Raw genomic sequence first — 12,179 nt, 5'->3', positions numbered from 1 at the left:
ACATAGATTTTTGTAGTTTTGCGCGAAATTCAAAATGGCTGCCGTGATTGAGTGAGCCATTTTGAATGATAAAGAGATTGTAAATTCGATGTTTTAAGGAGAGCTAGACTTAAAAGAAAGCCTAGCAAAATGAAATTTAGTGTCTGTAAAATGTGATTAAAAATTACCTGTTAAAGAAACCCAAAAGCGTCTCCCTTCTTCGATTCTATTGTATTGAGAGACATAGCCATCGACTGGATTACCCACAAAATTATCGGTAAATTTCTTGTCTAAAAGATTGTGAATTGCTACATTAAGCTTCCAAGAATCATTAAAAGCATAAGTTCCACCCGTAGTCATTAAGAATATGTTTTTGTAATATTCGCCTATTACAGGATCACCGCCTGTGTAGCGATTACCTTGCCATTGTCCTTTAAGATAAGGTGTGAATTTGTTAAAGGGAATGCTAATTTTAGTGATAAAATTGTGTTTTAAAGAATCGCTCTCTGGCTTTCCAATAGTGCTTTTAGTAGAAGATTCACGCACTTCAGAATCTAAATAGGTATAGGAAGTGTCAATGTTGATTTTCTCTAAGATTTTAAATCCTACGGCTAATTCCACTCCCATATATCGCACTTCTCCGTGATTGATGGCTTGTGAGCATCTCTCATAGGTGCAGATTCCAACTCCTGAAATATTTTCTCCATTATTTATAGTCATGCTTGAGATTTTGTCTTTAAAGTCTGTCAAAAATCCTGTAAGACTTATGTAGTGAGAATCTTGATTGTAAATTGCGCTTAATTCGTAATTAATTGAAGTCTCTTCGGAGAGATTTGGATTCCCATAGCTAGGAAATCTTCCTTGACCGCTAAAATTATAATATCCTGCAATAAGGCGATTTGGCGTTGGCGCTTTAAATCCAGTTGCAACACCACCTTTTAGCGTTAGAGAATCAGTTGGATTATAAACAAGGTAGCCTCTAGGTGAAAGGTTGTCGCCAAAGATTTCGTGGTGATTGTATCTTGCCCCTAGTGTAAAGTTTAGATTGTCTAAAATTGAGAGTTCATCTTCTGCAAAAACACCAAGCAAATATTGATCAAATTTGGTTGGATTTGCGATTTTATCTTGCATTTTTTCTACACGATATTCAGCGCCCACGCTCAAGAGATTTCTCTCTCCTAATGGAACAACAGCTTTGGTATCTAAAATAATATCTTCTGCTAGAATATCTCTATTTTCTCCCAAATAAGGCTGTGTTGCAAGTCCGACAACTTCCCTGCCATCATTGCTTACGCGATTGTATTGGATTCCAGAATCTAATACAAAATTCTCATAAGTTCCCTTATGTGTTAAATAGGTTACCAATTTATCAACTTGCATTGTTTTAGTATAACCCCCCGTTAATGCACCTGTGTCATTAAGTGGTTTTGTTAGTGTCCCTAGTTGTCCATTAGCATTATCAAAAACACTTTGTGAATAATCTACATCTAAAGTCAAAAGATTTTGGGGATTAGCAAGATAATCTAGTTTGAATCCAAAATTGTGATTATTGGCTCTTGTTGGGCTTTGTGCTTGAGAGGCATCAATTATTGTCCCATTAGGCTCTGAATAACTTACACTAGAACTCTCTCTATAAAATTCTCTTGCACGTAGAGTAAGGGAGAGTTTGTCTTTAATAAGTGGTCCGCTACCATAAACGCTCGTTCCATAGAGATTTCCCCATTGCGAATCTGCTTGAAACAAGGCTTCTGTTTGGACGCTTAAGCCCCATTTTTCGGGAGATTTTTTTGTAATAATATTAACCACACCACCTAATGCATCAGAACCATAAAGGGTGCTCATTGGACCTTTGATGATTTCAATGCGTTCAATTGCAGAAATAGGGGGCAAGAAAGATGAAGTGATTTCAGTAAAGCCATTAGGACCCACATCGCCCCCAACGCTTTGTCTTCTGCCATCTATCAAGATAAGGGTATAGCCTGTGATTCCACGCATAGTTATTTGATAAGTCCCTGTTTTTCCCTTACTAGCAAATAAATCTACTCCGGGAATATCCGCAATCGCTTCTGCTATATCTCGATAAGCCTTGTTTTCTAAATCTTCCTTTTTGATAATCGAAATACTAGCGGGGGCTTCTTTTATATCTTGAGAGAATCCACTAGCACTTACGACTGAAGTATCTAAACGATATTCTTCAGTAGCATTTACACCAATTGTGCTAAGTATTAAAGATAACACAACAGATGAATATCTAACCTTGTTTAGTATAAACATTTTTACTCCTCTTAAAAATAATAATAATATTCAAAATTATATTTATTATTAAATTAAATAAAAATAAACAATTATAATAATCACTACTATAATTTAAAAATTTAAATAATTAAAAGCTTTTATTTTTTGGCTTGGTAAAAGATAATTGTAATCTTAAAAATGCCATTATGGGAGAGAGCTATCAAGACAAAGAGTGTAAAAGGGTAGAGTATTTTTGGAATGGATAATTTTATTTTGTATTTATTTTAAAATTTTCTTTTAGGGATATTATAAAACTTTATAAAAAAAGCAAATTATGTTAGAATCGCTTTATTTTTTATGTAAAACAAGGCTTTTTATGGATTTGATTTATGCGATAATTTTAGGAATTGTTGAGGGTTTGACGGAATTTTTGCCCGTTTCTTCAACAGGGCATTTGATTCTTACTTCAAAATTGCTTGGAATTCAACAAGATACATTTCACAAAACATTTGAAGTTATGATTCAATTAGGATCAATTTTGGCAGTTATTTTTGTCTTTTGGGAAAGGTTGTTTAAGAATAGTTTGGAGCTTTGGGTTAAGCTTGCCATTGGATTTTTACCCGCGGGTATTTTGGGTTTTTTACTTTATGATTTGATTAAAATGCTTTTTGCGCCCATTACGACTTCTATTATGCTAATTGTGGGTGGAATCGCCTTTATTGTTATAGAGATATTTTATAAAGAAAAAGAGCATCACACCAAAGAAATAGCAGAAATTTCTTATAAACAATCCTTTTTGATTGGGATTTTTCAAGCTTTGGCGATGATTCCAGGCACTTCTAGGAGTGGGGCGACTATTATTGGTGGATTGCTTTTGGGCTGCAATCGTAAAGTAGCAACAGAATTTTCTTTTCTCCTAGCTTTACCTACGATGATTATTGCAAGTGGATATAGTGCTTATAAAAACTATGCCGTGTTTAATGCTGATAATCTCCTTGTTTTGGGAGTAGGGTTTGTTGTAGCATTTTTAAGTGCTTTGATAGCGATTAAATTATTCTTAGGTTTTGTTTCAAGATTTAATTTTATCCCCTTTGGAATCTATCGCATTATTCTTGGAATTGCATTTTTGTTTTATTTGGAGGTTTTTTAGGTTAAACTTTTGTAACATAGCCACTTAAAATTTCCCTTAAAAGTCCGCCAAAATTAATTTTTAATTTAATTTCTTGTCCGCTTTTTGTGATTTCAGTGATTCTTCCTGCTCCAAAAATTTTGTGCATTACACAATCTCCCCTTTGAAAACCTATCTCATAGGCGGTTTTTGAAATATCGGTGGTGTTTTGATTTAAAAAATTCTCTTTAGCAAGAATCTTGCTTTCTGCCAAGAATCTTGAGGGATACAAACTAGTGCGATTTCCTCTGTAAAATCTTGAATCAACATAGCTTAAATAAAGCTCCTTTTTTGCCCTAGTAAAGGCAACATAGCCTAGTCGTCTTTCTTCTTGGAGATTAGTATCTTCCCTTGCCATAGGAAAAAAACCTTCTTCAAGTCCGATGATAAAAACATAATCAAATTCCAAACCTTTGCTAGAATGAACGCTCATACACGAAACGCCTTCAACCCCTTTTTGCTCATTTCTTAATTCGGTATCTTCTTGATCGCTTCTTAGTGCAAGTTCATTTAGAAAATCTTCTAATTCCATAAGTGGATTTTGTTTAACATATTCGCGGTATAATCCATAAAATTCTTCAATATTGCTTACCCTATCAACTTCCTCGCTATTTTGCGATAAAGCTTTGCAGAGTCCAATTTTTTCTTCAAAATCATCAAGGAATTTGAGGCTAGATTGTGCTTGTAAATCTTGGAGTTCTTTAATAGTTTTAAAAAACTCCCAAATTGTATTGTAGGTTTTTTTGCTAATTTCTTGTTGTAATAATTGTGGAGATTGATTTGAAAAAAGCTCATAAATGCTACAATGATGGATTTGACTAAGTGATTTTAGTTTTTCAAGGGTGGTTTTTCCTATGCCTCTTTTGGGTTTATTGATAATTCTAAGGAGTGAGAAGTCATCATTAATGTTTGTTAAAACTCTAAAATAACTAATCACATCTTTAATTTCGCTACGCTCATAAAAGCGAATGGTTCCCACTAAAACATAAGGGATTCTTTCACGATTGAAGCCTTCTTCTAGAGATCGAGAGAGTGCATTTAAACGAAATAAAATAGCAATATCTTTTGGATTTATCCCATTTTGGAGTAGTTTTTTGATGATTTTTGAGAGATTTTTTGCTTCTTCTTGTTCGTCATAAGAATGCAAAACTTCAATGGGCTTTCCTTCATCTAAAGTGCTTTTTAATGTCTTTCCTAGCCGTTCTTTATTATTGGAAATAAGATGATTGGCAGCATTTAAAATGGATTTACTGGAGCGATAGTTTTCTTCTAGTTTAATAGTTTTTGCGCCTTTGAAATGTTGAGAGAAATTAAGAATATTTTGGATATTAGCACCCCTCCAACTATAAATACTTTGATCATCATCGCCCACTACACAGATATTATTGTGTGTGGTGCAGAGATATTTTAAAAGTTGGTATTGCAAATCATTGGTGTCTTGATATTCATCAACCATAATGTATTGGTATTTTTGACTAATTTCTGTGGCGACATTTGGATTGGATTTTAAAATCTCAATAGGGAGTAAGAGCAAATCATCAAAATCTACCATATTGTTTTGTAAAAGCGTTTCTTGGTAGTTTAAATAAACTTTTGCTATGTGTTTGTAGAGTTCATTGTGGGCATTTTTAAGGGCTTCTTGTGGGGTAATTTGAGAATTTTTATAACGGGAAATTTCGCTAATAATTAAAGGAAGTGGTGCAAGATCGCAATTAAGCTCTTTGAGAATTTTTTTAGTATCATCACTATCGGCTAAAATAAAGTTTATTTTTCGCCCTAAAAGTGAGATATAAAATTTTAAAAACAATAGTCCAAATTTATGAAAAGTGCAAAGCAATGGGGGATGAGAAGTTGATTTTTTCAACATATTTAAGGCTCGTTTTTGCATTTCATTGGCTGCCTTGTTGGTAAAAGTGAGAGTTAAGGTATTACTTGGCGGAATCCCTACTTCATCAATCAAATATGCAAGTCGAGTTGTGATGGTTTTGGTTTTTCCACTTCCTGCACCTGCCAAAATCAATAAAGCCCCTTCAATTGTAGTGACTGCTTGTTTTTGTGAAGTGTTGAGTTGATTTAAAAATTTCTCTTGCATAAAAGACCTTGATAAACTTTTTTTGGAATTATACCAATTTATTGCAAGGGCAATTAAATTGATATTTTATTTGAAATGAAATATAATTTTTTAGAAATATTAAAAATAATTTAACTTTTATTTTATGAATTGTATTAAGGAAGCTAAAATGTTATATGACCTCACTAAATTAAAAACTTTTATTATTGTAGTTAGAGAGAAAAGTTTCTCTAAAGCTTCAATGAAGTTAGGAATTTCTCAACCTGCCATTACTCAGCAAATTAAATACCTTGAATCTTATTTTAATACAAAGCTTATTGTGAGAAAGAAAAGTGGAGTTAGCCTTACTAAAGAGGGTGAGAAGATTTTTAATATCGCTTTAAAAATTGAAAGAAATTTGTGTGCCTATCGTAGAGAATTTGTGCATAATATACGATATAACAATACCATTGAAATAGTTTGTTCTCCAGTGATTGAGAAATTTATTTTGCCTAAGATTTTTCCAAAATTAACTCGAGAGATTTATCCAAAGATTCATTATTATGCCGCAGATTCTTTACGCGCTATTGAGGATTTGCAAGATTCTTGTAAAGAAAACACAAAGATTGCATTAGTGGAATCCCCAATTTTTAAAGAAAATATTATTTATAGAGAGTGGCTAGAAGATGAGATTGTTCTTGTTTCTACGAAGCCTTTGCCTAGAATCATTAAAGTAGAAAATTTATTTTCTTATGAATGGGTTGATTTGATTTTGGGAGATGGAGAATTTACTGCTATTAAAAACTATTTGAGTAAATTGGATATTAATACAAATAATTTTAATGTTGTTGCACAATTTGAAACTTATGAAAAAATTAAGGAATTTTTATTTCAAGAATCTAAAGAGAAAAATTATATGACATTTTTACCTTATTTGCACATTAAAGAAGAATTGCAAAATAAAACCTTTTATTACACTAAAATTCGTGGGCTTAATCTAAAGAGAAAAATTTATTTAGCTGTTTTAAAAGAGGATAGAAGCCATTCCATGATAGAAAATATTTGTGATTTTTTAATGTTTGATACCAAAATATCTTTATATTAGGCTTTAAAAATTTTATGATGTAAAAGAAGTAGTAAGTCTTGATATTCTCTAAGCCAAATGTGGATTTTTTGTGGATTTTGATCATAGGTGTTTATGAGATTCCAGAAATCTTTTTGATGATTAGGGTAGCGAATATGTGCTAATTCGTGAATAATAATAGAATTAATAAGCCATCTTGGCATAAGTGCTAACCTTAAACTAAAGCGAAGATTTTTGGTTTTATGGTAGCAACAAGCAAGCTGTTTATAACTTTTACCATACAAAATTTTATTAGGAAAAAGCTTCATTTGTGTAGAAAAAAATGGTATTTGCACTTGAAGATAAGAATCAAGTTTATTTTGAAAGAATTGAATTAAAGCCTTTTTGGTTTTTGGTGTAGGGTTGGAATGAATACATTCTTCCCAATGAGTTTGGATTGCATTATCTTGAATATCCTGCCATTCCCCAAAAAGAAATATTTGATGATTGGGCAGCTTGAGATTTAGTCTTTGATTCCAAAGTTGCTGTTGTTCTTCTATCCAGTTTTGATTCTGCTCCAAAAACTCCAAGCATTTCTTTTTACTAAAATGTTTAGGGGCACTAATTAGCAAGGTAGAAGAATCTCTAAAAGACATTCTTAGATTCTTATAATTACGCTTTTGAATAATCTTAAGATTAAAAGGAAGCATCAGATTCTACAAAGCGGTTGTTAATAGGTGATAAAATCTCAATTTCATATTGAACTTGGTTGTCTTTAATGGTCTCTTTAAAATAGCGTTTTGCACTAGGAACATTTTTGCGATAAAAATATTCAATCCCAAAAGCAGTGGCATAGTTTATCCAATCATATTTCAAATCCGCATTAAGCATTTGAGTTTCTTCGCTTAGCAAACTATCTAGAGTTTGAATTGAGTTTGCAATATACATATTTTTTCTATCTTTGGGCTGTGTGATAGATAAAAGCGTTGGGCTATAGTTAATTTGTGTAGAGTAGATACCCTCAATGGCAATATCATAGTAAGTAAGTTGAGAAAGAATGATGCTTGAATTAATCACTGGTGTATTGAGAAAAATGCGTGAATGTTTTAATAATGATTTGAGTTTCCCTGCAGTTTTGGTAAAGTTAGAATTGTCTTTGAGATTAAAGGCTGTTGAGTAAGCAATATCGGGATTATATTTTAAGACACTTTGGTGGATTTGATCGCCTATGTAGCTAGAATCATAAAAGCTAACGGCTTTAATTTGGGAATTGTGTTTGGAGAGTTTTTGAATTTGTTTTTCATAGCTAATGCCACCATAGATAATATTAGGAAGGGGGTTGGTTGTGATTTGGGAAGAATGCACACTGGGTATAAAAATAGGAGTTTGAATATTAAGCGTGTTAAGATTATTAGCACCATTGTAGGTTAAAATGGCAATGATTTGTCGGTAACCTTTAGAATGGATTGTATTAATAGCTTCTTGAAGATCTTGTGCAGATTCACTTTTGCTATCAAAAATTTCAAAGTTAAAAAGTTTATTTTGATGCAATAAGTAACTTAAAATCACATTGGTAGTTGAGGCTGAATAAGCACCAATATCTTTGCGAGAAAACAGAAGTGCAATGTTAAAAAATGATTTTTGAGAATCTGTAAAATAAGGAATTTGGGAAATTTCTAAAGTGCTCATTAGGGTATTAAGTGATTCAAGTAGGGTTTGATTTTGATTATTTTGTGTGAAATTTGCAATAAAAGAAAAAACTTGTCCTTGTTCTAATAGTTCTTCTAAGCAACTCGTGTTGCATTTTTGAGTTTCAATGTTTAGAACTTCTGCACTAGGAGTAGGAAGGGGTGAGGGATATTTTCCACTAGCAAAAATAAGGCTCGGTAAAAGCCATAATAAAAAGATTTTATTGATTAGTTTCATAGAGATCCTTTTTTAGGGTTAAAAATTCTTTATGGGCTTGTATTTTAAGTTCAGGTTGCCTTAAGAGTTGGGCGAGTGAGAAAGTTGGAAAAAGCTTTAAATGATTCCATTTAAATAATTTGCCCTGTATGTTTTTATAAGGAGTTTTGTCTTGAGTGAGGGCGTTATATACTTCTTCTCCTAAAATCACAATGGTTTTACTTTGTGAAAATTCCAATTGTTTAAGAAAGTAGCCCATACAATTTTTAGTGCATTCTTCTTGCGTGTTTTTAGGAATCTCGCATTTAAGGAGTGAGAGAATGGAGACTTGTTGCAATGGGAGTGCAAAGACATTTTCAATAATTTTTTTTAACATTAACGCACCTTTAGAGACAAAACGCGTTTGCAAATCCAAAAGAGGCGTTATGGTTAAAAAAAGAAGTTTAGAATGCGGATTGCAAAGTCCTATATGGGGTTGAGAAAGTTTTTGTGGGCAGAGTTGGCATTCCTTTATAGCTTGGTTAAGATTCTTTTGGTTTTGGCTTGGAAATTGTGTTTGTAAGGGTTTTTGAAATTGCAAATCATAATAATCAAAACCAATGGATTTTAGTAAATAGAGTTTTTGTAAAAGTAATGCTTGATGAAGTGTTTGCACTGAAATCCTGTCTTTTGAAATAAAAAATGGAATTATAAAATTTAAAAAATTAAAGGTAGATAATTTTTGAAATAGGAATAAAAATTGCTTATAAAAATGCAATAGGAGCTAAATTTCTTTCTCAAGGATGGAGATAATTTGGGAGAAAGTTTATGAATAATATGTCTATAAAAGAAAATTATGCTTCTTATGCAAGCAGTATCGCTTTTTTAAAAGAGATTCAAAAAAATTGGACACCACAAAATGATAAAAATGAGACATTTGAAGCTGCTTTAAATCAAGCAGAATCGCTAGAAAAACAAGAAGAATTTCAAACTATAATTACGCAGTTTCAAGAAAATGAAAATCCTTTGCCAATAGATACTCAAACCTCAAAAGATAATTTAGAGTATTTACAAGAAAGTGAAGCAAGTGAATTTTTAGTATCAGATGAAAAGAAGCCCAAAAACAGTCTTTTTGATTTTGAAAATAAGGCATCTAAGTTTTTGACTTTGCAAGATGAAATATCAAATCAAGAAACTACCTTACCCAAAAATCAAGAAAAAGAAGAGTTGATATTAAATAATCAAAGAAATTCTTTTATGGGAGATTTTTTTGAAAAAACGCTTGTTCAAACAAGCCCTAAAGCTCCACAAAATATAAGCGAAGAAATCAAAAATGCATATAATCCCCTAGAAGTTGATGCAGAGCAGGGTGTAGGGGAGAATATGATAAGCTTTATTGATGAGGTGAGCGGAAAAAAGGTTGCCATTCCTTTAAATGAAGCAAATGCTAAAAAGCTAAATGAAAAATTTGGGAGTTTAGAAGCTGCAAGCGATTATGTAAAGGGTTGGTATTATGATGCCGCTTATGGTATGGGTTATTTAAAGGGCGATGTAGATGGCGATGGAAAGATTAGCTTAGAAGAGGGAATTCACCTAAATAGCCTTGTTTCTTTAAAAGATGGACAATACCATTCCATATCTGAGCAGATTCCAGGTAGCACAGATGAGCAGATGAAATTTTTAGAGCAAGTTGGTTTTATTGATAATTTGGGTGATTATATTAACCATTCTATTTCTCAAGATAGCAATTTAGATGGTGCTTTGAATCTTAATGAAATTATGGGGGATAAAAATGAAATTATGCTTTTTCAAACCAATGGAGATTCTCAAAGTTTAGATATTTTTGTGATACAAAAATTTAATCTTGAAGTTGAAAATATCGAAGAATCGCTTAATAATATTTTGCTGAATTTGGGTGTTAAAGAAGAAGAAACAAAAGAGCCAAAGCAAGAAGAAAGAGAAGAAGAAAAAGATGAAGTCAAAGAAACACAGGCAAAAATCGCAACTAACGATGAAGAAATTCAAGAATGGCTAGAAGTCGCTAGAAATTTGCAAGATGAAAATTATTTGAATTCTTTGGATTTATTTGAAAGAGAGAATTGGCTTAAAAGTGATACAATTTTACAAAATCTTTTATTGAATGTTTAAAATGGAAAATTATCAAAATCTCTTAATAGAAATTGTGTTTTTTGCTGCGGTAATGGGAATTTTATTGCTCTATAAAAGAAAGCTTAAATGAAAGAAACATTTAAGCAATCTTTTGTGGATTATTGAATGATATAAGCTTTAATAATTTTTTGTTCCTTAAGGGGCTTGTCTTGAGAATTAGTGGGAGAATATTCAATTTTTCTTAGAGTTTGAAAGCTTTCTTCTTGGTTATCTTTGCTAATTTCTCCAAAGATTGTGTGTAGTCCATTGAGATGAGGTGTTCTTGTTGTGGTAATGAAAAATTGACTTCCATTAGTATTGGGTCCTGAATTTGCCATAGCTAAAATTCCCGCTCTATTAAAGGCATAGCCTTTAGCAATTTCATCTTCAAAATCTTTTCCCCAAATGGATTTTCCACCACTTCCTGTTCCTGTTGGATCACCGCCTTGAATCATAAATTTACGAATCGTGCGATGAAAAATTGTGCCATTATAATATCCATTATTAATGTGTGTTACAAAGTTTTCTACAGCTTTTGGAGCGGCTTCTGGAAATAAATCTAGAGTGATTTTCCCAGAAGTTGTTTCTAAAATGGCTTGAATCTTTTTAGATTCTGCTGCATTGAGTGAAGCTCCAAAAATAAAGCAACAAAGAAAAAATTTAAGCAAAAAGGGAATTAACGCTTTCATTGTGATTGATCCTTCTAATAACTTCAGCAAACAAAGGTGCTACGCTTACGACTTTAATTTTTTCAATTTTCTCTTTAAGTGGAATGGTGTCAGTAACGATAACTTCATCAAGGGAGCTTTCTTGGATTCTTTGATAGGCAGGACCGCTAAAAACTGCGTGCGTTCCTAATGCAATCACACTGCTTGCTCCATTTTTCTTAAAAGCTTCTGCAGCCTTGACGATAGTTCCTGCAGTGTCAATCATATCGTCAATTAAAATAACATTTTTACCTTCTACATTTCCAATAACATTCATGACTTCACTCTCATTTGCCTTTTCGCGTCTTTTATCTACAATAACAATTTCTAATCCTAAAAGTTTAGCAAAATATCTTGCTCGGGCAACTCCACCAATGTCGGGACTAGCAATGATTGGATTGGGGAAATTCTTGGAAGTTACATAGTTTTTTAATACGATAGAACCATAAAGATTATCCACGGGAATATCAAAGAAACCTTGGATTTGTCCTGCGTGTAAATCCATTGTAATAAGGCGTGTGATTCCAGCACATTGGAGTAAATCTGCAACTAGTTTTGCACTAATTGGCACTCTTGGAGCCGCCTTTCTGTCTTGCCTTGCATAGCCAAAATAAGGCATAATGACATTAATAGAATCTGCAGAGCTTCTTTTGAGTGCATCAATCATAATAAGAAGCTCCATTAAGTTATCATTAGTGGGTGCGCAAGTGGGTTGAATCACAAAGACTTCTTTTCCTCTTACACTCTCACAAAGTCGAATATTGATTTCTCCATCACTAAAACGCGTAATTTCAGCATTAGACAATTCCACATCAAGACTTTTTGCGACTTTCTCGGAAAACTCACGATGTGCATTCCCACTAAAAATTTTAAAATTCTGCATTAGATACCTTTAAGAAAGATTTAAAAGTGTAATTATAGTCTTTTAAAATTTTAAAAAGCTAA

Annotated in this window: 10 protein-coding genes; 3 read left to right on the top strand and 7 right to left on the bottom strand. The window is 32.5% G+C overall.

Translation table 11 applies throughout. The features are described from left to right. Positions 1-156 precede the first annotated feature (156 nt). Positions 157-2,253 carry a TonB-dependent ferric enterobactin receptor CfrA gene (gene cfrA / locus HCAN_RS05910; protein ID WP_006655848.1) on the bottom strand — a complete coding sequence of 699 codons (2,097 nt, stop codon included), beginning with the start codon at positions 2,251-2,253 and terminating at the stop codon, positions 157-159. A gap of 337 nt (positions 2,254-2,590) precedes the next feature. Between cfrA and HCAN_RS05905 the strand changes: the two genes are divergently transcribed. Further along, positions 2,591-3,364: an undecaprenyl-diphosphate phosphatase gene (locus HCAN_RS05905; protein WP_006655847.1), complete on the top strand. Its 774-nt coding sequence runs from the start codon at positions 2,591-2,593 to the stop codon at positions 3,362-3,364. Between the two features lies 1 nt (position 3,365). On the opposite strand, the gene HCAN_RS05900 is transcribed toward HCAN_RS05905, so the two are convergent. Beyond that, on the bottom strand, positions 3,366-5,474 hold the full coding sequence (locus HCAN_RS05900; RefSeq protein ID WP_006655846.1) for an ATP-dependent helicase: 2,109 nt from the start codon (positions 5,472-5,474) through the stop codon (positions 3,366-3,368). A gap of 148 nt (positions 5,475-5,622) precedes the next feature. Here HCAN_RS05900 and HCAN_RS05895 point away from each other — a divergent pair, with 148 nt between their 5' ends. Further along, complete coding sequence (locus HCAN_RS05895) at positions 5,623-6,537, top strand: LysR family transcriptional regulator (RefSeq protein ID WP_006655845.1); 915 nt, start codon at positions 5,623-5,625, stop codon at positions 6,535-6,537. On the opposite strand, the gene HCAN_RS05890 is transcribed toward HCAN_RS05895, so the two are convergent. From HCAN_RS05890 to HCAN_RS05880, 3 genes are read right to left on the bottom strand one after another with little or no spacing between them, the layout of a single operon-like run. Further along, entirely contained in the window at positions 6,534-7,205 is a 672-nt protein-coding gene (locus HCAN_RS05890) for a M48 family metallopeptidase (RefSeq protein ID WP_006655844.1), read from the bottom strand. The two genes, HCAN_RS05895 and HCAN_RS05890, sit on opposite strands and share 4 nt — an antisense overlap. Next, positions 7,192-8,421, bottom strand: coding sequence for a hypothetical protein (locus HCAN_RS05885; RefSeq protein WP_006655843.1), 1,230 nt, complete (start codon positions 8,419-8,421; stop codon positions 7,192-7,194). Before HCAN_RS05885 ends, HCAN_RS05890 begins: the two co-directional genes overlap by 14 nt. Further along, positions 8,405-9,055 (bottom strand): uracil-DNA glycosylase family protein, encoded by a 651-nt coding sequence (locus HCAN_RS05880; protein ID WP_006655842.1) that lies wholly within the window; start codon positions 9,053-9,055, stop codon positions 8,405-8,407. Before HCAN_RS05880 ends, HCAN_RS05885 begins: the two co-directional genes overlap by 17 nt. A 152-nt stretch (positions 9,056-9,207) precedes the next feature. Here HCAN_RS05880 and HCAN_RS05875 point away from each other — a divergent pair, with 152 nt between their 5' ends. After that, on the top strand, positions 9,208-10,527 hold the full coding sequence (locus tag HCAN_RS05875; RefSeq protein ID WP_006656901.1) for a hypothetical protein: 1,320 nt from the start codon (positions 9,208-9,210) through the stop codon (positions 10,525-10,527). 119 nt (positions 10,528-10,646) lie between these two features. Here HCAN_RS05875 and HCAN_RS05870 read toward each other — a convergent pair whose 3' ends face one another. After that, entirely contained in the window at positions 10,647-11,216 is a 570-nt protein-coding gene (locus HCAN_RS05870; RefSeq protein WP_006656900.1) for a peptidylprolyl isomerase, read from the bottom strand. Further along, positions 11,188-12,117, bottom strand: coding sequence for a ribose-phosphate pyrophosphokinase (locus HCAN_RS05865; RefSeq protein ID WP_006655839.1), 930 nt, complete (start codon positions 12,115-12,117; stop codon positions 11,188-11,190). The genes HCAN_RS05870 and HCAN_RS05865 overlap by 29 nt, the downstream gene beginning before the upstream one ends. Positions 12,118-12,179 lie beyond the last annotated feature (62 nt).

The sequence above is a fragment of the Helicobacter canadensis MIT 98-5491 genome, from assembly GCF_000162575.1.
Taxonomy (GTDB): Bacteria; Campylobacterota; Campylobacteria; order Campylobacterales; family Helicobacteraceae; genus Helicobacter_D; species Helicobacter_D canadensis.
The sequence above is the reverse complement of the archived record's forward strand: the minus strand, read 5'-3'. Positions and strand labels throughout refer to the sequence as shown.

Bases quoted from the DNA above. Each gene is read 5' to 3' on its own strand.
- cfrA (WP_006655848.1), bottom strand. From the start codon at position 2,253: ATGTTTATACTAAACAAGGTTAGATATTCATCTGTTGTGTTATCTTTA.
- HCAN_RS05905 (WP_006655847.1), top strand. From the start codon at position 2,591: ATGGATTTGATTTATGCGATAATTTTAGGAATTGTTGAGGGTTTGACG.
- HCAN_RS05900 (WP_006655846.1), bottom strand. From the start codon at position 5,474: ATGCAAGAGAAATTTTTAAATCAACTCAACACTTCACAAAAACAAGCA.
- HCAN_RS05895 (WP_006655845.1), top strand. From the start codon at position 5,623: ATGTTATATGACCTCACTAAATTAAAAACTTTTATTATTGTAGTTAGA.
- HCAN_RS05890 (WP_006655844.1), bottom strand. From the start codon at position 7,205: ATGCTTCCTTTTAATCTTAAGATTATTCAAAAGCGTAATTATAAGAAT.
- HCAN_RS05885 (WP_006655843.1), bottom strand. From the start codon at position 8,421: ATGAAACTAATCAATAAAATCTTTTTATTATGGCTTTTACCGAGCCTT.
- HCAN_RS05875 (WP_006656901.1), top strand. From the start codon at position 9,208: ATGAATAATATGTCTATAAAAGAAAATTATGCTTCTTATGCAAGCAGT.
- HCAN_RS05870 (WP_006656900.1), bottom strand. From the start codon at position 11,216: ATGAAAGCGTTAATTCCCTTTTTGCTTAAATTTTTTCTTTGTTGCTTT.
- HCAN_RS05865 (WP_006655839.1), bottom strand. From the start codon at position 12,117: ATGCAGAATTTTAAAATTTTTAGTGGGAATGCACATCGTGAGTTTTCC.